This is a genomic window from Micromonospora globbae (assembly GCF_036184225.1).
Lineage (GTDB): Bacteria > Actinomycetota > Actinomycetes > Mycobacteriales > Micromonosporaceae > Micromonospora > Micromonospora globbae.
On sequence record NZ_CP108084.1, the window covers coordinates 5,953,808 to 5,973,313 of the forward strand.

At 72.9% G+C, this 19,506-nt stretch carries 16 protein-coding genes, 1 tRNA gene and 1 pseudogene; 7 read left to right on the plus strand and 11 right to left on the minus strand.

What is annotated here, in order from left to right; translation table 11 throughout:
• The first annotated feature begins 13 nt into the window (after positions 1-13).
• The 3 genes and pseudogenes from OG994_RS27085 (at position 14) to OG994_RS27095 (ending at position 6,438) form a co-directional block, all read left to right on the plus strand.
• Positions 14-1,681: a fumarate hydratase gene (locus OG994_RS27085; protein WP_328851407.1), complete on the plus strand. Its 1,668-nt coding sequence runs from the start codon at positions 14-16 to the stop codon at positions 1,679-1,681.
• 253 nt (positions 1,682-1,934) lie between these two features.
• Positions 1,935-4,915 (plus strand): annotated as a pseudogene (locus OG994_RS27090) (BTAD domain-containing putative transcriptional regulator).
• Between the two features lie 113 nt (positions 4,916-5,028).
• On the plus strand, positions 5,029-6,438 hold the full coding sequence (locus OG994_RS27095; RefSeq protein WP_192902199.1) for a class II fumarate hydratase: 1,410 nt from the start codon (positions 5,029-5,031) through the stop codon (positions 6,436-6,438).
• Between the two features lie 90 nt (positions 6,439-6,528).
• Here OG994_RS27095 and OG994_RS27100 read toward each other — a convergent pair whose 3' ends face one another.
• The gene (locus tag OG994_RS27100; protein WP_120329909.1) at positions 6,529-7,074 is read right to left on the minus strand and encodes a CGNR zinc finger domain-containing protein; all 546 of its coding nucleotides are present in this window, start codon (positions 7,072-7,074) and stop codon (positions 6,529-6,531) included.
• 85 nt (positions 7,075-7,159) lie between these two features.
• Here OG994_RS27100 and OG994_RS27105 point away from each other — a divergent pair, with 85 nt between their 5' ends.
• The gene (locus tag OG994_RS27105) at positions 7,160-8,122 is read left to right on the plus strand and encodes an EamA family transporter (protein ID WP_328851408.1); all 963 of its coding nucleotides are present in this window, start codon (positions 7,160-7,162) and stop codon (positions 8,120-8,122) included.
• A gap of 99 nt (positions 8,123-8,221) precedes the next feature.
• Here OG994_RS27105 and OG994_RS27110 read toward each other — a convergent pair whose 3' ends face one another.
• Positions 8,222-9,262, minus strand: a complete 1,041-nt coding sequence (locus OG994_RS27110; protein WP_328851409.1) for a hypothetical protein — start codon at positions 9,260-9,262, stop codon at positions 8,222-8,224.
• 133 nt (positions 9,263-9,395) lie between these two features.
• On the minus strand, positions 9,396-10,004 hold the full coding sequence (locus tag OG994_RS27115; protein ID WP_120329941.1) for an IclR family transcriptional regulator: 609 nt from the start codon (positions 10,002-10,004) through the stop codon (positions 9,396-9,398).
• A 288-nt stretch (positions 10,005-10,292) separates the two neighbouring features.
• Between OG994_RS27115 and cysS the strand changes: the two genes are divergently transcribed.
• Positions 10,293-11,708, plus strand: a complete 1,416-nt coding sequence (gene cysS / locus OG994_RS27120; RefSeq protein ID WP_120329912.1) for a cysteine--tRNA ligase — start codon at positions 10,293-10,295, stop codon at positions 11,706-11,708.
• Positions 11,708-12,820, plus strand: a complete 1,113-nt coding sequence (gene rlmB, locus OG994_RS27125) for a 23S rRNA (guanosine(2251)-2'-O)-methyltransferase RlmB (protein ID WP_120329913.1) — start codon at positions 11,708-11,710, stop codon at positions 12,818-12,820. Before cysS ends, rlmB begins: the two co-directional genes overlap by 1 nt.
• A gap of 62 nt (positions 12,821-12,882) precedes the next feature.
• On the opposite strand, the gene OG994_RS27130 is transcribed toward rlmB, so the two are convergent.
• Positions 12,883-13,974, minus strand: a complete 1,092-nt coding sequence (locus OG994_RS27130; protein WP_328851410.1) for an ABC transporter ATP-binding protein — start codon at positions 13,972-13,974, stop codon at positions 12,883-12,885.
• Between the two features lie 350 nt (positions 13,975-14,324).
• Here OG994_RS27130 and OG994_RS27135 point away from each other — a divergent pair.
• A tRNA-Thr gene (locus tag OG994_RS27135) sits at positions 14,325-14,401 on the plus strand.
• 73 nt (positions 14,402-14,474) lie between these two features.
• On the opposite strand, the gene OG994_RS27140 is transcribed toward OG994_RS27135, so the two are convergent.
• The 7 genes from OG994_RS27140 to OG994_RS27170 are packed head-to-tail and all read right to left on the minus strand — an operon-like array spanning position 14,475 to position 19,505.
• A complete protein-coding gene (locus tag OG994_RS27140) occupies positions 14,475-15,716 on the minus strand; it encodes a tyrosine-type recombinase/integrase (protein WP_328851411.1) in 1,242 nt (413 codons plus the stop codon).
• On the minus strand, positions 15,716-15,916 hold the full coding sequence (locus tag OG994_RS27145; RefSeq protein ID WP_328851412.1) for a helix-turn-helix domain-containing protein: 201 nt from the start codon (positions 15,914-15,916) through the stop codon (positions 15,716-15,718). The genes OG994_RS27140 and OG994_RS27145 overlap by 1 nt, the downstream gene beginning before the upstream one ends.
• Before the next feature lie 33 nt (positions 15,917-15,949).
• Positions 15,950-17,734, minus strand: coding sequence for a replication initiator (locus OG994_RS27150; protein WP_328851413.1), 1,785 nt, complete (start codon positions 17,732-17,734; stop codon positions 15,950-15,952).
• Positions 17,734-18,003 carry a hypothetical protein gene (locus tag OG994_RS27155; protein ID WP_328851414.1) on the minus strand — a complete coding sequence of 90 codons (270 nt, stop codon included), beginning with the start codon at positions 18,001-18,003 and terminating at the stop codon, positions 17,734-17,736. Before OG994_RS27155 ends, OG994_RS27150 begins: the two co-directional genes overlap by 1 nt.
• Positions 18,000-18,836: a DUF2637 domain-containing protein gene (locus OG994_RS27160; protein ID WP_328851415.1), complete on the minus strand. Its 837-nt coding sequence runs from the start codon at positions 18,834-18,836 to the stop codon at positions 18,000-18,002. Before OG994_RS27160 ends, OG994_RS27155 begins: the two co-directional genes overlap by 4 nt.
• Positions 18,823-19,113 (minus strand): hypothetical protein, encoded by a 291-nt coding sequence (locus OG994_RS27165; protein ID WP_328851416.1) that lies wholly within the window; start codon positions 19,111-19,113, stop codon positions 18,823-18,825. The genes OG994_RS27160 and OG994_RS27165 overlap by 14 nt, the downstream gene beginning before the upstream one ends.
• Positions 19,110-19,505: an RRQRL motif-containing zinc-binding protein gene (locus OG994_RS27170; RefSeq protein ID WP_328853807.1), complete on the minus strand. Its 396-nt coding sequence runs from the start codon at positions 19,503-19,505 to the stop codon at positions 19,110-19,112. Before OG994_RS27170 ends, OG994_RS27165 begins: the two co-directional genes overlap by 4 nt.
• Position 19,506: the final 1 nt, after the last annotated feature.

The following is a 19,506-nucleotide window of genomic DNA, read 5'->3' on the forward strand; positions in this document are numbered from 1 at the left end:
AGGCTTTCCGCTCATGAGCAGTGCCGCCGCCTTCTCGTACGCCCCCCTGCTGCCGACCGGCCCCGACCAGACGGAGTACCGCCTGATCACCGACGAGGGCGTCGACGTCGTGCACGGCCCGGGGGGTCGCCGGTTCCTCACCGTGGAGCCGGCCGCGCTCACCGCGCTGACCGCCGAGGCGATGCACGACATCGCCCACTTCCTGCGCCCCGCCCACCTGGCCCAGCTGCGGTCGATCATCGACGACCCCGCCGCCTCCCCGAACGACCGGTTCGTGGCACTCGACCTGCTCCGCAACGCCAACATCGCGGCCGGGGGCGTCCTTCCGATGTGTCAGGACACCGGCACGGCCATCGTGATGGGCAAGCGGGGCCGGCACGTGCTGACCGACGGCACCGACGCCGAGGCCATCTCGCGCGGCGTCTGGCAGGCGTACACGCGGCTCAACCTGCGCTACTCCCAGCTCGCGCCGCTGACCATGTGGGAGGAGCGCAACACCGGCACCAACCTGCCCGCGCAGGTGGAGATCTACGCCGAGGACCCGGACGGGCACCCGGACGCGTACAAGTTCCTGTTCATGGCCAAGGGCGGGGGCTCGGCGAACAAGTCGTTCCTCTACCAGGAGACCAAGGCACTGCTGAACCCGACGCGGATGATGCGGTTCCTGGAGGAGAAGCTGCGGCTCATCGGCACCTCGGCCTGCCCGCCGTACCACCTGGCCATCGTCATCGGCGGCACCTCGGCCGAGTACGCGCTGAAGACCGCCAAGTACGCGAGCGCCAAGTACCTGGACAACCTGCCCACCTCCGGCTCCATGGCCGGCCACGGCTTCCGCGACCTGGAGCTGGAGGCCGAGGTGCTGGAGCTGACCCGCAACTTCGGCATCGGCGCGCAGTTCGGTGGCCGCTACTTCTGCCACGACGTGCGGGTCGTCCGGCTGCCGCGGCACGGCGCGTCGTGCCCCGTGGCGATCGCCGTCTCCTGCTCGGCCGACCGGCAGGCGGTCGCCAAGATCACCCCGTCGGGGGTGTGGCTGGAGCGCCTGGAGACCGACCCGGCGCGCTACCTGCCGGACGTCACCGAGGCGCAGCTCGACAGCTCCGAGGTGGTGCGCGTCGACCTCAACCGGCCGATGGACGAGATCCGCGCCGAACTCGGCAAGTACCCGGTGAAGACCCGGCTGTCGTTGAGCGGCCCGCTGGTGGTGGCCCGGGACATCGCCCACGCCAAGATCGCCGAGCGGTTGGACGCGGGCGAGCCGATGCCGCAGTACCTGCGCGACCACGCCGTCTACTACGCCGGCCCGGCGAAGACCCCCGAGGGCTACGCCTCCGGCTCGTTCGGCCCGACCACCGCCGGTCGGATGGACGCGTACGTGGAGAAGTTCCAGGCGGCCGGCGGCTCGTACGTGATGCTGGCCAAGGGCAACCGGTCGGCGCAGGTGACCCGCGCCTGCCAGCAGTACGGCGGCTTCTACCTGGGTTCCATCGGCGGCCCGGCGGCCCGGCTGGCGCAGGACTGCATCAAGCACGTCGAGGTGCTCGAGTACCCCGAGCTGGGCATGGAGGCGGTCTGGAAGATCGAGGTGGAGGACTTCCCCGCCTTCATCGTCGTGGACGACAAGGGCAACGACTTCTTCGCCGAGGTCACCAAGCCCGTGCTGACGATCGGTAGCCGCTGACGCGTACGGATGGGACAGGGGCGTCGGGCGGCTCGCCCGGCGCCCTTCGGCGTTGACCGGTCGACGTCGGTGCGCCCGCCCCTGGGGGGTTGGACGGGCGCACCGCCCCCGTCGGATGCCGTCGCCGGCAACCCGTCCTAAGGGTGAAGCCGGTTTCTGCCGATCCGCTCTCACATCGCTATCACCGGGCGATGGCATCCCGTCACGACCGGGCTACGCTACGGACCGTCACGGCATCATCTAGGGAGCGGCATTGCGGTTCAGGATCCTGGGACCCCTGCGGATCGGTGACGGCGACGTCACCGTCACCGCGGGCCGGGACCGGGTCGTGCTCGCCATGCTGCTGCTGCGGCCCAACGGGATCGTGCCGGTGGAGGAACTGGTCGACGCGATCTGGGAGGAGCGGCCGCCGGCCACCGCCCGCGCCCAGGTGCAGACGTGCGTGTCGCGTCTGCGGCGCCGGCTGGACCAGCTCGGCGTCCCGCCCGCGACGATCGTCAGCGATCCGGTCGGCTACGGCATCCGGGTCGGGCCGGGCGAGCTGGACGCCCAGGTGTTCGCACGGTACGTCGACACCGCCCGCGCCGCCGTCGCCGCCGGGCAGCTCGCCGAGGCCCAGCGGCACTTCCGCGCCGCCATCGCCCTCTGGCGGGGGCCGGCGCTGAGCGGGACCGCGAGCCGCAGCGTACGGCGGGGGGCGCAGGCCCTCGACGAGAAGGGCTTCACGGCGCTCGAGGAGTGCGTGGACGTCGAGCTGCGGCTCGGGCAGGCGGCCGAGATCCTGGCCGTGCTCACCGAGGCACTGTCCCGCAACCCGCTGCGGGAGCGGCTGCGCGGGCAGGTGATGCTCGCCCTCTCGGCGGTCGGCCGGCAGGCGGACGCGCTCGCCGTGTACCGCGAGGGGCGGCGGCTCTACGCCGAGGAACTGGGCATCGAGCCGGGCGCGACGTTGCAGGAGATCCACCAGCGGGTGCTCGCCGGCGACCTCGCGCTCGCCGGCCCGGAGAGCCGCTCGACCGCGCCGGTCCGCTGCCTGCCGCGCGCCATCAGCGACTTCACCGGCCGGCAGGAGACCCTGGCGCGGCTGGTCAAGGAGATCGAGGAGGGACGCACCCGGGTCCAGCTGATCGACGGGATGCCCGGCAGCGGCAAGACCACCCTGGCCGTCCACCTCGCCACGGCGTTGAGCGACCGGTACCCGGACGCGCAGCTCTTCATCGACCTGCACGGGCACAGCGAGCGGGGGCCGCTGTCCCCGGCGGCGGCGCTCGCCGCGCTGCTGCGCCAGCTCGGGGTGCCCGGGGACCGCATCCCCGCCGAGGCCGACGAACGGGTCGCGCTCTGGCGCAGCGAGCTCGCGCATCGGCGCGCCGTCGTGGTCCTGGACAACGCGGCGTCCGCCGCCCAGGTGGTGCCGCTGCTGCCCAGCGGGCCGGGTTGTCTCACCCTCGTCACGAGCCGGCGCCGGCTGACCGGCCTCGACGAGGGGCGGCCGTCGTCACTCGACCTCCTCGACCCCGACGAGGGGGTGGACCTGCTGGCGCGGGTCGTCGGCCCCGAACGGGTGGCCGCCGAGCCGCAGGCCGCCGCCGAGGTGGTCCGCCGGTGCGGCCGGCTGCCCCTGGCCATCCGGCTCGCCGGGGCGCGGCTCGCGCACCGTCCCCGGTGGCGCATCGCCGACCTCGCCGCCCGGCTCGCCGACGGTCGGGACGTGCTCACCGAGCTGGTGGCCGGCGACCGCTCCGTCGGCCAGGCCTTCGCCCTGTCGTACGCGCAGGTGAGTCCCGCCGCGCAGCGGATGTTCCGGCTGCTCGGGCTGTACCCGGGAGCGGAGTTCGACGCCCTGGCCGCCGCCGCGCTGGCCGACGTGCCGTTGCCCGCCGCGGAACACCTCGTCGACGAACTGGTCGACGCGCACCTCGTCAACGAGCCGGACCCGGGGCGGTTCCGCTTCCACGACCTCGTGCGTGAGTACGCCCGGCTCCTGGTGGCGAGCCGTGACAGCGACGACGGGCGGCGGGTGGCACTCGACGCGCTGCTGGACCACTACGTGGACACCGCCTGGGCGGTCTCCGCGCTCGGCGAGCCGGCCGCGAGCAGGGTGGGCGTCGAGTTTCCCGAGCCACGCCGGCCGGACCTGGTCGAGGCGGGTCTGGCGGCGGGTGAGGGCTGGTTCGAGGCCAATCGCTCATCCCTCGTCGCCGCCGTCCACCTGGCCGAGCAGGCCGGGCTGCCGCGGCAGTGCTGGCAGTTGGCCCGGGCGACCTGGCACTTCTGGTTCGCCGGGGGCATCTGGACGAGCTGATCGAGACGCACAGCGCCGGCCTCCGCGCCGCCGAGCGGCTGGGCGACCTGGCGGCGAGCGCCACGATGCGCAACTACCTCTCGTCCGCGTACTACCGGCTGGGCCGCTTCCCCGAGACGATCGACCTGATGGAGACGGCGCTGCGGGACCGCCAGCGGCTCGGCGACGACCAGGGGGCCGCCACCATCCACCGGAACCTCGCGGCGGCGCACGCCACGGACCGCCGCTTCGGCCCCGCGATGCGGCACTTCGACGCGGCCACACCCCTGCTGTGGGAGACGGGCCAGCTCGGCGGGCTCGTGGCGACGCTGAACAACAAGGCCGTGGCCCTGCTCGCCTGGGGACGGTACGAGGAGGCGCAGCGCGTCACCCGTCTGCAGCTGGCGTTGGCCCGGGAGGTCGGGGAGCTGCGCCTCATTCCCCACGCCATCGGTCACCTCGGGGCCGTCCGGGCGCGGCTCGGCGACCACGAGGGCGCCCTCCGTCGTCTGCATCTCGCGCTCCGGCTCAAGCGACGGTCCGGCAACCGGCTCGGTGAGGCCGAGGTGCTCAACGACATCGGTGCCGTCGAGCGCGCCCTCGGCCAGCCGGAGAGCGCCGCGGCACGCCACCGGGAGGCGTTCGTGCTCGTCACCGAGATGGGTGACCCCATCGCGGCGCTCGCCTGCCGGAACCTGCTGGGGCTCGCCCTGTTGGCGCAGGGCGACGTGGCCAGCGCGCTGGACCTGCACCGGCGCGTGCTGGTGGACGCCACCCGGCTCAACTCCCGGTACGAGCGGGCCCGAGCCCTGGACGGGATAGCCCGCTGCCTGCGGGACTCCGACCCGGCGGGCGCGCGCAGCCACTGGACCCGCGCGCTCGCCCTGTTCCGCGAGGTGGAGGCGCCGGAGCGGCACGAGGTGAAGCGGTTCCTGGCCGAGCGGGACTGAGCGACCCCGGCGCCGCGCGCTCCCGTCGCCGCCGCGGGCATCCCGCCCACCGCGGGAGGTGGACCGGCACACGTGAGCGCGATCATCTGCACGCCGCCGTCGCGCGCGGCAGGATGGTACGCGTGACGACTCCAGAGGCGACGGGTTACCGGATCGAACGCGACTCGATGGGCGAGGTGGAGGTGCCCGCCGAGGCGCTGTGGCGGGCGCAGACGCAGCGCGCCGTGCAGAACTTCCCGATCTCCGGCCGGGGCATCGAACCGGCGCAGATCAAGGCGCTCGCGCAGATCAAGGGCGCTGCCGCGCAGGTCAACGGCGAGCTGGGCGTGATCGGGGCGGACGTGGCCGAGGCGATCGTCACGGCCGCCGCGCACGTGGCCGACGGCGGCTACGACGACCAGTTCCCGGTCGACGTGTTCCAGACCGGCTCGGGCACCTCGTCCAACATGAACGCCAACGAGGTGATCGCGACGCTGGCCAGCCGCGAGCTGGGACGCAACGTGCACCCGAACGACGACGTGAACGCGTCGCAGTCCAGCAACGACGTCTTCCCGTCCTCGATCCACCTGGCCGCCACCCAGTTCGTGGTGGAGGACCTGATCCCCTCGCTGCGTCATCTGGCCGGGGCGCTGGAGGGGAAGGCGGCCGAGTTCGAGACCGTCGTGAAGGCGGGGCGTACGCACCTCATGGATGCCACCCCGGTCACGCTCGGCCAGGAGTTCGGCGGGTACGCGGCCCAGGTGCGCTACGGCGTCGAGCGGCTGGAGGCGGTGCTGCCGCGGCTGGCCGAGCTGCCGCTGGGTGGCACGGCCGTGGGCACCGGCATCAACACGCCGCTCGGCTTCGCGGCGCGGGTCATCGAGAAGCTGCGCGCGTCGACCGGGCTGCCGCTGACGGAGGCGCGCAACCACTTCGAGGCGCAGGGCGCCCGGGACGCGCTCGTGGAGACCTCCGGCCAGCTCCGTACGATCGCCGTGGGCCTCTACAAGATCGCCAACGACATCCGCTGGATGGGTTCGGGGCCCCGGGCCGGCCTGCGCGAGCTGCGCATCCCCGACCTCCAGCCCGGCTCGTCGATCATGCCGGGCAAGGTGAACCCGGTGGTCTGCGAGGCGGTCCGCCAGGTCTGCGCCCAGGTGATCGGCAACGACGCCGCCGTCGGCTTCGCGGGTTCCCAGGGCGATTTCGAGTTGAACGTCATGCTGCCGGTGATGGCCCGCAACCTGCTGGAGTCCATCAAACTGCTGGCCGCGTCGAGCCGGCTGCTCGCGGACCGCTGCGTGGTCGGGCTGGTCGCGGACGCCGAGGTCTGCCTGGCGTACGCCGAGGGTTCCCCCTCGATCGTCACCCCGCTCAACCGCTACCTGGGCTACGACGAGGCGGCCTCGATCGCGAAGGAGGCGCTGGCGAAGCAGGTGTCGATCCGCGAGGTGGTCATCTCCCGGGGGCACGTGGACTCGGGCAAGCTCTCCGAGACGCAGCTCGAGGAGGCGCTCGATTTGCTCCGGATGACGCACCCCTGACGCCCCGTCCCCGTGCCGCCGGCGTCGCGCGTCCCGCCGGTCGCCGTGGCGGCGGCACGGGGTGGTCGTCCGGCCCGTCGCGACGGACGGTCAGCCCCTGGCGGCGGCCTTGCGCGCCCGGTACGCGCTGACGGCGGCGCGGTTGCCGCAGCCCGCCTCGCAGAACCGGCGGGACCGGTTGCGCGAGAGATCCACCAGGACGTTGTCGCAGTCCGGGTGGGCGCAGACGCGGAGGCGGCTGAGCTCGCCACTGCGGACCAGGTCCGCGATCGCCATGGCCGCCTCGACGGCCATCCGGGTCGCCAGCGGCGCGTCCCGGGGGACGGCGTGGAAGTGGTACGGCTCGTCGTCGTGCTCGATCAGCTGCGGCAGGGCGGCGTGCTCGCGGAGCAGCCCGTTCACGATGGCGACCACCTCGTGCACGTCGGCGTCCCAGATCCGGCGCAGCCGGGGCCGCAGGTCGTGGACCGACGCCAGTTCCGCCTCGGTGTGCTCGTGCCGGCCGCTGTAGGCGTGCGCGGCGTAGAACTCGTCGAGGGCCGCGACGTCGGGCAGCCCTTCGCCGTCGCCCCCGCCGGTGTTGACCAGAGCGGCGGCGGCGATCAGGGAGCATTCGGTGTCATGGGCGAAAAGCAACTTGACTCCTGTCGGGATGGCCGCCTAGCGTCATCGGTATAGCCCTAGTTTGCCCATTACTCGCCGGAGTGCCAAGGAGCGCCCGATGCAGCAGTCACCCGCCACCGGGCTGGGCCTCGGCCTCGCCCTGCTCTCCGCGGTCACGTTCGCCACGTCCGGCACCTTCGCCCGGTCGCTGATCGAGGACGGATGGTCCGCGCCGTCCGCCGTCATCGCCCGGGTCGGGATCGCGGCGCTGGTCCTCGCGGCACCGGCGCTGCTGTCCCTGCGCGGCCGGTGGCACGTGCTGCGGCGCAACATCGGTGTGCTGGGCGTCTTCGGGCTGCTCGGGGTGGCGCTCGCCCAGGTCTGCTTCTTCAACGCCGTCCGCTACCTCCCCGTCGGTGTCGCCCTGCTGCTGGAGTACCTCGGCATCATCCTCGTCGTCGGCTGGACGTGGCTGGTCCACGGGCAGCGGCCCCGCCGGCTGACCGTGGCGGGCGCCGCCGCGGCGCTGGCCGGCCTCGTGTTCGTCCTCGACCTCACCGGCGCCGGGCGACTCGACCCCCTCGGCGTGCTCTGGGGGCTCGGCGCGGCCGTCGGCCTGGCTGGCTACTACGTGCTCGCCGGCCGGGTCGACCCCGAGCTGCCCTCGGTGGTGCTCGCCAGCGGCGGGATGGGCGTCGGCGCCGTCGCGCTGGGCGGGCTCGGGCTGGTCGGGGCGCTGCCGCTGAACGCCACGTTCGGCGAGGTCACCTTCGCCGGGCAGCAGACGAGCTGGCTCGTGCCGATCGCCGGGCTCTCGCTGGTCGCCGCCGTGGTCGCGTACCTCACCGGCATCGCCGGGGCGCGGATCCTCGGGCCCCGCCTGTCCTCCTTCGTGGGGCTCACCGAGGTCATGTTCGCCGTCCTGATCGCCTGGCTGGTCCTCGGCGAGCTGCCGACGGTGGTGCAGCTGGTCGGCGGGGTGCTCATCGTGGCCGGCGTCGCCCTCGTCCGCGTCGACGAGCTGCGCGAGCCCTCCGCGACGGCCGCCGTGCCGGAGCCGGTGCTCGCCGCCGAGCGCTGAGGCGACCGACTCGCGAGCGTGGCGGTGCCCGAGCGCCGCCGATCGGCGCGGCGCCGGGGCCGCCTCGCGCGACGTCCCCGGCGACGAGCTGATCCGGGGTCATCGCCGCCAGCCGCGCGCTCGCAGGGCGGCGCGGACCTCCCGGACGACACCGGGGAAGTCCTCGGCCATCCGCCGATCCGTCACGTGCAGGACGAGCCAGCCGGCCGCGACGAACCGGTCGAGGCGCGGCCGGGAGAGCGGATCAGGGCGCGGCACGTGGGTCCGGTCGGGGCCGGGGCGCGGGCGGTGGGGTAGGTCGCGCCGCCACGGGCCGTCGTACTCGACCGCCACCCGGTACCCCGGCCACGCGAGGCCGGGCTGGAACGGGCCGGTCGGCAGGCGTACCGGAAACCGAGCCACCGGGCGGGGAAGCCCGGCGAGCACCAGCCGCATCCGCAGGTGCGACTCGGGCGGCGACTGGGCGGCGGCGTCCGCCAGGCCGAAGAGCCAGCCCGCCCGCCGGCCGCCCGGCCGGGCGAGGTTCGCGGCGGCCAGGTCCGCGAGCGCGGCGCGGCTGGTGAGACCCTTCGCGAGAAGCGCGTCGACGATGCCGACCGCGCGGACCGGATCGAGCCAGACCGCGCACTCCCAGGCCGCGGCGGTGGGATCGGACCGGCGGACCCGACCCGGTGGTGCGCCACCCGGGACGTGCGTGCCCGGTGGGGCGCCGCCCGGGACGTGCGCGTCCAGCGTGGCGCCGGTCGGGACGTGCGCGCCCGGCGGGGCGCCGGTCGGGTCGGTGCCGGGAGTGGCGGGGCCAGCGGAGTGCACCCGGATGCCGCGGGGCGAGTCGATCCGGATGGCCCGGGGCACCAGGACGTGCACGTCGTCGGAGAAGGCCGCGGCGTGCGCGACGCCGTGCAGGTACGCCGCCGACGGGCCGGCGAGCACCGCCTCGGACGGCAGTTTCAGAAGGGCCGCCCGGCAGACGAGCCCGTGGTCACGGGCCAGGCGGGCGTCGGCGTACACGTCGTGCATGACGCGGACCCACGAGCGCCCGCGGAGTTGGTGGTGGGTGAGCAACCCCTGCCGGACGGCGTCCGAGCCGCGGAAGACCTGCCCGGCGAGCGCGTCCGGCCGGTGGGGACGAGGAGGCATACCGCCACCCTCGTGGCGCTGGTCGGGCACTGGGCACCCCTGTGGACGACCGCCCGCCACGGCGACGGTGGCTCCTGTGCACAACCACCCGCCGGGGTGCCGGATGTGGTATCGCGCGGCCAGCGGAAGCCGGTCAGCGGAGGGCGGTGGCGATCGCCGTCGCCGCGGCGCGCACCTGGGCGCCCACCGAGTCCACGTCCAGCGGCGCCAGCGCCACCACACCGACGCTCGCCTCCAGCCCGGGCACCCCGAGCACCGGTGCGGCCACCCCGTACGCCCCGGCCTGCAGTTCCCCGCTGCTGCTCACCGGATCGGCGGAGCCGGACCGACCTGCCAGGATCGCCCGGCCGGCGGCGCCCCGGTCCAGCGGGTGCCGTGCCCCCGTCCGGTACGCCACGTGGAACGACGTCCAGCTCGGCTCCACCACGGCCAGGGCCACCCCCTCACCGCCCTCGACGACGGTGAGGTGCGCGGTGGCGCCGGCCTGCTCGGCGAGGCGACGCAGCGCGGGCAGCGCCCCCTCGGCCAGCAGCGGCTGCGCCCGGCGGGCGAGGTGCAGCACGCCCGCCCCCAACCGGAGCCGCCCGGCCTCGTCGCGGCGGAGCATGCCGTGCGCGGTGAGCGGCCCGGCCAGCCGGTACACCGCCGCCCGCCCGATGCCGAGCCGGTTGGCGGCCTCGGTGACGGTCAGCCCGCCCGACGCCTCGGCCACCAGGTGCAGCAGACGCAGCCCGCGCTCCAGGGTCTGCGCCGTCTCGCCGGCCCGTCCGCCCGCGCCGCCCTGGTCCTCACCGGCCCGGGCGGCAGACCCGCCGCCGACAGCCCGCGCCGTGGCCCCGCCGGCAGCGCCGTCGACCGCCGCCGGTCCGCCCGGAGCACGGCCCGCGGCCCGGGCCGCCGGCTCGCCGGGAGGCCCGCCCGCGGCCCGCGCCGTCGGGCCGCCTCCGGGCCGTGCCGCCGTGTCCATGACTGGGAGCGTACGACGAGCCACCGGCCGATCCGGAAATGCGCGGACGGCTACCCTTGTACGGTGACGCTGCGCCTGTACGACACCGCCACCCGATCGGTCCGGGACTTCGTCCCCCGGGAAGCCGGCACGGTGAGCGTCTACCTGTGTGGCCTCACCCTCCAGGCCCCGCCGCACATCGGCCACCTTCGCTCCGGGGTGAACTACGACATCCTGCGCCGCTGGCTGGTGGCCAAGGGTTACGAGGTCACGTTCGTCCGCAACCTGACGGACATCGACGACAAGATCCTCGTGAAGGCACAGGAGCAGGGGCGACCCTTCTGGTCGATCGCGTACGCCAACGAGCTGATCCTGGCCGACGCGTACCGGCAGCTCAACGTGCTGCCGCCCACGTACGAGCCGCGGGCCACCGGGCACATCCCCGAGATGCAGGAGCTGATCGGCAAGCTGATCGCCGACGGGCACGCGTACCCGGCCCTCGACGGCTCCGGCGACGTCTACTTCGACGTCACGTCGTGGCCCGAGTACGGGTCGCTCTCCAACCAGTCGCCGGAGGACATGCAGTCCGCCGGCGACGCACCCGACCGGGGCAAGCGCGACCCGCGTGACTTCGCCCTGTGGAAGGGCGCCAAACCAGACGAGCCGGAGAACGCGTACTGGCCGTCGCCGTGGGGTCGGGGCCGCCCTGGCTGGCACATCGAGTGCTCGGCCATGTGCTGGCGCTACCTCGGGCCGGAGTTCGACATCCACGGCGGTGGGCTGGACCTCACCTTCCCGCACCACGAGAACGAGCTCGCCCAGTCCCGGGCCGCCGGCCTGCCGTTCGCCCGCTACTGGGTGCACCACGGCCTGCTCAGCATCGGCGGGGCCAAGATGGGCAAGTCGCTCGGCAACACCCTCGACCTCGCGTACGTGGACTCGCTCGGCGTACGCCCGGTGGAGCTGCGCTACTACTACGCGGCGGCGCACTACCGCTCCCGCATCGACTACTCCGAGGACGCGCTCCGCGAGGCGGCCACCGCGTACCGGCGGATCGAGGGGTTCGTGCAGCGGGCCGCGGAGCGGGTCGGCGCGGGGCAGCTGGGCGAACTGCCGGCCGGGTTCGTCGACGCGATGGACGACGACCTGAACACGTCCGCCGCCCTGGCCGTCCTGCACGAGGTGGTCCGGGACGGCAACACCGCCCTGACCGGCGGGGACGACGTGACGCTCCGCACCACGCTGGCCGCCACCCGCGCCATGCTGGATATCCTCGGCCTCGACCCCCTCGACCCGGCGTGGACCGGCGGCGGCCGGGCGGACGACCTGCGCGGCGTCGTGGACTCCCTCATCGCACTGGCCCTGGAACAGCGCGCGCAGGCCCGGGCCCGCAAGGACTGGGCCGCCGCGGACGCCGTACGCGACCAGCTCAAGCTGGCCGGCGTGGTGGTCGAGGACACCCCCCAGGGCCCCCGTTGGACTATTGGAGAGAAGAGCTGATGGCCGGCAACTCCCAGCGCCGTGGTCGGCGGGTGACGCCCAAGGCGGGCGCCCCCAAGGGCTCCGGCGGCAAGAACCGGGACGCCCTCGCCGGCCGGGGGCGCACCCTGCCGGCCGACGAGCGGCCGTGGCACAAGGCGTACTCGGGCACCGAGAAGCTGCCCAAGCGCACCGCCTGGAAGCAGGAGAAGGAGCGCCGGGCCGCCGCCGAGCAGGGGCGGGCCCCCAAGATCGGACAGCCGGGCACGAAGGACACCACCTGGGGCAAGGGCAAGGGCGCCGCCAAGCCCGCGCCGCGGGGTGGCAAGCCGGCCGGTCGCGGTGGCCCGCGGGTCGCGCCCGGACGCAAGTTCACCCCGCCCCGCGAGGCGCCCGAGCTGCTGGTCGGCCGGAACCCGGTGGTGGAGTCGCTGCGGGCCGGCGTGCCCGCGACCGCGCTCTACACGGCGCAGGGCATCGACATCGACGACCGGGTCAACGAGATCGTCCGGACGGCCGCCGACCGGGGCATCGCGATCCTCGAGGTGAGCCGGGCCGAGCTGGACCGGATGACCGGCGGGGTGCTGCACCAGGGCGTCGGTCTCCAGGTGCCGCCGTTCGCGTACCAGCCGTTCGAGGACATGATCGCCGCCGCCGTGGAGCACCCGGCCCCGCTGCTGGTGGCGCTCGACGGGGTCACCGACCCGCGCAACCTGGGCGCCGTGCTCCGCTCGGCCGCCGCGTTCGGCGCGCAGGGTGTCTTCGTACCCGAGCGGAGGGCCGCCGGGATCACGGCGACCGCCTGGCGGACCAGCGCCGGCGCGGCCGCGCGCGTCCCCGTGGCCCAGGTGACCAACCTGACCCGGTCGCTGAAGGCCGCCCAGGACGCCGGTTTCATGGTGGTCGGGCTGGACGCCGACGGCGAGACCGACCTCTACGACCTGGAGGCCGCGGTCGGCCCGCTGGTCGTGGTGGTCGGCTCGGAGGGGCGGGGGCTGTCCCGGCTCGTGGGGGAGACCTGCGACCTCACCGTACGTATCCCGATGGTCTCCGAGGTGGAGTCGCTGAACGCGAGCGTGGCCGCCGCGGTCACCCTCGCCGAGGTGGCCCGCCGCCGCGCGATGGGCGACTGAGACCGACGCAGGCAAACGGAAAGGGGCGGTCCGCCGTGGCGGGCCGCCCCTTTCGTCGTACGTCAGATCCGCTTGCCGGTAGCGGCGTGGAACACGTGGGTGCGGTCGGCGCGCGGCTTGACGAACACGGTGTCACCCATGTTCGGCATGGTCCGGCGGTCGGTGCGGACGACGAAGCGCTCGGAGGCGCCACCCAGCGCGGCGTGGCCGTAGACGTTGGCGTCGGAGCCGAGGTCCTCGACCAGCTCCACCACGATCGGCAGGCCACCCTCGGTCGGGCTGACCAGGTCGCAGTCCTCCGGGCGGAAGCCGACGGTCACCTTGCCGTCGCCGCCGTCGGCCTTGGCGGCCTCCGCCTGCTCGCGGGTCAGCGGCACGAACATCTCGGCGAACTCGGCGCCCTTCTCGGTCAGCGGCACCGTCTTGATGTTCATGGCGGGGGAGCCCATGAAGCCGGCGACGAAGACGTTGGCCGGGGTGTCGTAGAGCGCCCGGGGGGTGTCGACCTGCTGGAGCTCACCGTCGAGCAGCACGGCGACCCGGTGGCCCATGGTCATGGCCTCGACCTGGTCGTGCGTGACGTAGACGGTGGTGACACCGAGCTTGGCCTGCAGCGACGCGATCTGCGTACGGGTCTGCACGCGGAGCTTGGCGTCGAGGTTCGACAGCGGCTCGTCCATGAGGAAGACCTGCGGCTCGCGGACGATCGCGCGGCCCATGGCCACCCGCTGGCGCTGACCACCGGAGAGGGCCTTCGGCTTGCGGTTGAGGAACTCCTCCAGCTGGAGCAGCCCGGCCGCCTCCTTCACCCGTCGGTCGATCTCCGACTTCGGGGTCTTGCGGAGCTTCAGCGCGAACGCCATGTTCTCGTACACCGTCATGTGCGGGTAGAGGGCGTAGTTCTGGAAGACCATCGCGATGTCGCGGGACTTCGGGGGAAGGTGGGTGACGTCGCGCTGGTCGATGTAGATGGAACCCTCGTCGACGTCCTCGAGGCCGGCGAGCATCCGCAGGCTCGTGGACTTACCGCAACCGGAGGGGCCGACCAGGACGAGGAACTCGCCGTCGCCGATCTCGAGGTCGAGCTTGTTGACAGCGGGACGCTCGGTGCCCGGGTAGATCCGGGACGCCTTGGCGTAGGTGACCGTGGCCATGGTGGTGCGCTTCCTTTCACCGGCAGGAACGTGCCGGACGATCCGAGTGAAGGAGCGACCGGCGCACGTCGCGCCGGCCAACGGGCGGCGACCGGTCGCGGGGCGGCCGGGGGTGTCGTCCGTGTCACTGCACGGTAAACGCCTTTCCTGACGCTGCCAAGGTGGGGGCGATCTTTACTACTCCGGGCCGGTACGCATTCCGGTCAAGCGGGCACGGGCGGACATCAATCGGCGCGGCTGCCGGCCGCCGGGCGCCCGACAGCCGTCGGGATGTTGACGTTTCCCGTGCTCGGGAGGCCTGCCGAGCGGGAAAACGGGACGTCAGTCGCTATGCTGGCGACGACACCAGCGCCCCTGTAGCTCAGCTGGCCAGAGCACTCGCCTTGTAAGCGAGATGTCGCCGGTTCGATCCCGGCCGGGGGCTCCAAATCCACCAGGCAATTCGCGGCGGGCATCCGTGGGCGAGGGCCGGTTGACAGCAACGCTGACAGCAACCGCCCTCATGACAGCCACCCGTCGAGCTTGCCGAGGGCCTGACGCATCGCGTCAAGGTTGGCGTGAGCGTAGACCTTCAGCGTGACCTTGACGTCGGCGTGCCGGGCGATGGCTTGGACGACGTGCGGCGGAACGCCCAGCTCCATGAGCAGGGACACGACGGTGTGCCGGAGGTCGTGCAGGCGAACACCGGGCAGGCCGGCGACGTGCCGCAGCCGAGCGAACGAGCGGCTGAGGTTGGTCGGCTCCATCGGGGTGCCTCGCTCGGAGGGGAAGACCAGGTCGTGGTCCTCCCAGACCTCGGCCAGCGCCGCCCGCTCGGTTTGCTGGCGCTCCTGGTGCTCAAGGAGAGTGAGCCAGGTGACCTCGGGCAGCGGTAGCACCGCTTCGGAGTCCTCGGTCTTGGCGTCCAGGACGTGGAGCTTCCCCGCCACCCGCTGGACGGTCTGCTGGACCCGCAGGGTGCCTTCGTCCAGGTCGACGTCCGACCAGCGGAGCCCGACCAGCTCGCCGCGCCGAAGACCCATCGTGGCCGCCACGACGTAGAGGGCGTGGAGCCGGTGGCCGGCGGAGGCGGCAAGGAGCTTGCGCACCTGGTCGACCGACAAGCCCTTGCCGACCTTGTACCGGGGCGAGGGAACCCGGACGAGCTTGGCGACGTTGCGCGACACCAGCTCCTCCCGCATCGCGTGTTGAAGCGCGTTACGCAGCACGGCATGGACGAACTGAATCTGCCGGGCGCTCGGGTAACGCTCGCAGCATCGGCCGACGGAGCAGCACCGACGGTCAACCGGACGGATCTGGTCCAAGCCGTTGGTGCAGCAGAGGCACTTGCGCCGGAAGTCGTCCATGAACGCCTTGACGTGCTGAACCTGCAAGCCGTCGAGGCGCTTGCTGCCGAGTGCCGGGATCAGGTGAAGCCGGACGGCGCTTTCGTAGCCGCGTGCGGTCGTGGGCTTGAGGTCGGTGACGTACGCGGCCAGCCAGTAGGGCAGGTAGTCGGCGAGCTTCCAGGCCCGGTCGGGAACCGGTATGCCGCGTTGTGATCGTGATTTCAACTCGACGAGCTTGGCGTGAGCTTCGTCCCAGGTGGCCCCGTAGACGAACTTGCGTTTCCGGGTGCCGTCGGTGGTGAGCACGTATGCCTGCCCGACCCAGCGGCCGTCGCTGGAGCGCTGGTAGATGGAGCCTTCGCCGTTGGGGTTGCGGCGGGCGGTGGACTGGCGCTGCTTGGGCTGTTTGGGCATCAGGCGGCTTCTTCCGTGAGCATGGCGATCGTTTCGTCGATGGCGGCGGCGGGGATGAGGCGGCGGCTGCCGACCTTGAAGGAGCGCAGCCGGCCGGAGCGGATCAGGTTGTAGACAAGCGAGCGGCCGATGCCGAGCGCTCGGGCGGCTTCCTCAACGCGCAGCACGCGAGGAGTGATCGGGGTGGAGGTGTTGTCCAACTGGTGGCCTTCCTCGTGCGGCGGAGTCAGGGATCAGGCAGCGACCGACGAGGTGCCGGCCGGGGTAGTGGCGAGTTCGTGGGCGAGTTCTTCGCGGCCGGCGGTTCGTCGCTCGCGTGCCATGGCGGCGGCGGTGTTGGCGAGGAGGGCGTCTCCGGTGGTGTGCCAGCCGACGCCGGCGAAGGTGAGGGTGCCGACGACGAGCGTGGTGTCGTCGAGGTGCTCGACGGCGCGAAGCCCGCTGCTGTGCTCGTCGGCCTGGTGGTGGTGCTCGTGCCGGCGGTAGGCGATGCGGGTGTCGCGCAGGAGTTGAAACGTCACCGAGTAGCGGCGGCCTTTGGTGAGGAAGTGGCCGCCGTAGCCGAGCATGTGCGCCCAGCGCCGCAGCCGGGCATAGGGGCCGGGTTCGGGTCTGCTGGCCGGTTGGGCGTCAAGGGCGGCTTGACGGTCGGCGGTGCAGGTGGGGCAGGCGGCGTAGCGGGTGTGGGTGCCGCAGTCGGGGCACTGCCACGGCTGAACGAAGCCGGGTGTGGGCCGGTGCTCGCGGGGCCGGTCGAGGAGGGGCCGGGGTGTGTGGGTGGGTCGGCCGATGCGCCAGCAGGCGTCGATGAGGCGGGCGGTGTGGTCGCCGTCGGGGTCGGCGTAGTCGCCGATCGTGTCCGCAGTCAGGCGTGTGGAGGTGTGCCCAGTGGCCTCGGTGCTTTTGGTGGCGTACTTGGCAAGGTAGCCGGCGACCATGCCGTCAGTGACGTCCCCGTCGATCCCGGTGCTGATGGGGCGGATGTCGAGCTGCTCGCCCCAGGCGATGAGCCATCCGTCTGGCCGGTCGGGGTGCGGCGGGGTGTGGAAAGCGACCTGGGCGGCGGCGTGCCGGAACGCGTCGACGAGGTCAGCCACGGTGAACCCAGCCGGTGGGGGAACGATGGCGTCGGGGTCCTGGCCGTTGACGCCGTCGAGGCGGGCGATGGCGTGGAAGTGCACCGCTCCCCGGGCTTGCAGCTCGGCGACCTTCCCGGGCGACAGCCGCACAGGTGGGACCTTGCGGATGTTGCCGAATTCGGTAATGACCTCGACGCGGGGGATGCCGCGTTGGCGGGCGAGTTTGGCAAGGTGGCGTTCCGCGGCTTGTTTGGTGCGGTGCCAGAGCTCGCCGGAGAAGATGTTCCAGACGACCTGGTGGTCGTGGTCGTAGCAGTCCAGGCACAACGGCTGCCCGAGCACCGCGTCCCCGGCCTCATGGCGTGCCCAGCAGACGGCGGGCCGGCCGTGGTCGCAGACGCCAACGTCCCGGCGGGCGTGGCACGGCTCGGCGCGGCAGTCACAGCGGCGACGGTTGGCGCAGGTGTGCCGCTTGACCACCCGAGCATGCACGGGGCCAAACGACGGAGCCGTGAACGTCGGAAACACCGCCGGATGCTGCGCGACCGTCTCGGGCACGCCCTTGCCGCCGACCAGGCCGGCGCGCAGGAGTTGGAACGCGTCGCGCTGGTAGGTCTGCGCACATGAGGGGCAGACCCTGGACCGGCGGTTGCCGCAGGCGGTGTAGATGGCCGAGTCGGGCATGGCGTCGGTGTGCTTCTGGCCGAGGACCCGGCCGGTGGCGGAGTCGACGGTGAGCAGCTGGCCGGCGAGGCGGATCGGTCGGGTGCAGCCGGCGGCGGCGCGGACGTGGTCGAGCCAGCCGAAGTAGTCCGGTTGGGTGGCGCGGATGAAGGCGGAGCCGGCGGCGGTGTAGGCGTAGACGGGGGTGGTGTCGGCGTTCGAGCCCACACCCCGGGCCAGAGCGGTCCGGGGTGTGAGGTCCAGCGTCGACGCCATCAGGCGGGCACCTCGTCGAGGTGCCGGGTGGTGATGGTGTGTTGGGTGACGATGAGCCGGCAGGCGCCGCACTGGCGGTCGGCCGGTTCGTGCCGATAGCACGCAATGGTGGTGGTCACCTGGCCGCAGCGGATGGTGACCGGGGTGCGGCAGGGGCCGCCGGGGATGACGTGGATGACCGTGCGTCGGGTGTCGTAGGGGTGCGGCTCGCCGGGCCAGGCCGGGCAGGTGTGGGTGACGTGTTCGGTGTCGACGACGTGGATGGTCATCGGGCACCACCCGTGACGGGGGTGCCGTTGACGGCCGGGTTGTGGCCGGCGAGGGTGTGCAGGAGTTCCCGGGCGATGTCCGGGCCGACCGAGAGCAGGCCGGCGAGTTCGTCGACGGTGATGGGGCGGCCGTTGGTCTGCTGGTGTCGGCCGATGACGAAGCGGGCGGTGGGTACCAGGTGCGCCGGCACTTCCGGCCGGACGATCGGTGCCGGGGTGACGGGCGCGGCGATGACAGCCGGCGTAGCCGGCGGGGTGTCGACGGCCGGCGACGCGGCCGGGTCGGTGTCGACGGGCGGCGCGGTGGCCGGAGTGTCGGTGGGATCGGTGGCCGAGTCATCCTTGGCGGCCAGGTCGCGGGCGGCGGTCAGGAGGGCGGCGGCTTCGGCTTCGATGGCGGCGAAGTCGGGTCGGATGCGTCCGGCGACGAGTTCGACGCCGATGACGAGGACGACGACCAGGGCGAAGACCAGCCGCAGGCCGAGGCTGCCGGGTGAGGCGAAGTTGATGGTGGCCGACAACAGGGCGGCACCGGAGAAGACAACCAACGCGCCCCGTTTGGCGTCGCGGGCGATGCCGGAGGTGCGGACGACGGTCAGCATCGACACCATCGCGGCGTCGAAGATCAGCGGCACCAGGTAGGCGAAGTAGCCGGCGTTCTGGGTCCACAGGTAGTGGGCCTGGTGCAGGTAGCTGGTCGCCAGTGCGCCGAGCAGAACGAACCGGTTGTAACGCTTGATGGACGCAATCGCCTTGAGCATGGTGGGCACGGCGTTGCGGGCGTACTCGGCAGCGAACTGTTCAGTGACAGTGCTCGGATCAGTGCCGGCCATGAGGAGTCACCTCCGGCTTGGTGTCGAGGTCGACCAGGTCGATGACGCCGGAGCAGCCGAGGCAGAACAGCGGGGACAAGCCGAGAGCGGCGAGCCTGTCAAGCAGGCAGGACAGGCAGGTCGGTGCGGCCGGGTACAGGCCCTCGCCTTCGCAGGTCGGGCAGACCTTCAGGCAGGCGCGGCACAGCTTGTAGACCGGGCCGAGGACGTCGTGAACGCCATCAGGGGCGACGCCCTCGATGCACCACAGGCACGGGTCAGACAGGTTGAAGCTCACGATGGGCTCCCTTCGTGGCAGTCGAGGCAGCAGCCGTAGCGGCGGGGGATGTAGTAGGCCTGCACCAGGCCGCACAGGCGGCAGGTACGGCGAGCCCGAAGGGCCTTGGCGATGGCCTCGCGCTGGGCCGGGGTAGCAACCCGTTTGGGTGCGGCGAGGTCGAGGCGGTAGAGGTAGGCGACGCGCTTGCCGCGTCGCCAGAGGATCTGGGCGACCGGGTCGTGACCGCCGGGGCGCAGGCCGGCGGCACGCAGTTGCCGGCGGGTGGCCAGCCCGTTGGGGGCGGCCTGGTAGGGGAAGGTGGGAAACCCGTAGCGGGTGCCGGCCGGGTCGTAGAACTCGCCCCGGATACCGGTGCGGTCGGCGAGCGTGTCGAGGTCGACGGCGCGCAGG

Coding starts and splice junctions, on each gene's coding strand:
- OG994_RS27085 (WP_328851407.1), top strand. CDS start 14: ATGAGCAGTGCCGCCGCCTTCTCGTACGCCCCCCTGCTGCCGACCGGC.
- OG994_RS27095 (WP_192902199.1), top strand. CDS start 5,029: ATGGTACGCGTGACGACTCCAGAGGCGACGGGTTACCGGATCGAACGC.
- OG994_RS27105 (WP_328851408.1), top strand. CDS start 7,160: ATGCAGCAGTCACCCGCCACCGGGCTGGGCCTCGGCCTCGCCCTGCTC.
- OG994_RS27110 (WP_328851409.1), bottom strand. CDS start 9,262: ATGCCTCCTCGTCCCCACCGGCCGGACGCGCTCGCCGGGCAGGTCTTC.
- rlmB (WP_120329913.1), top strand. CDS start 11,708: ATGGCCGGCAACTCCCAGCGCCGTGGTCGGCGGGTGACGCCCAAGGCG.
- OG994_RS27130 (WP_328851410.1), bottom strand. CDS start 13,974: ATGGCCACGGTCACCTACGCCAAGGCGTCCCGGATCTACCCGGGCACC.
- OG994_RS27140 (WP_328851411.1), bottom strand. CDS start 15,716: ATGCCCAAACAGCCCAAGCAGCGCCAGTCCACCGCCCGCCGCAACCCC.
- OG994_RS27150 (WP_328851413.1), bottom strand. CDS start 17,734: ATGGCGTCGACGCTGGACCTCACACCCCGGACCGCTCTGGCCCGGGGT.
- OG994_RS27155 (WP_328851414.1), bottom strand. CDS start 18,003: ATGACCATCCACGTCGTCGACACCGAACACGTCACCCACACCTGCCCG.
- OG994_RS27160 (WP_328851415.1), bottom strand. CDS start 18,836: ATGGCCGGCACTGATCCGAGCACTGTCACTGAACAGTTCGCTGCCGAG.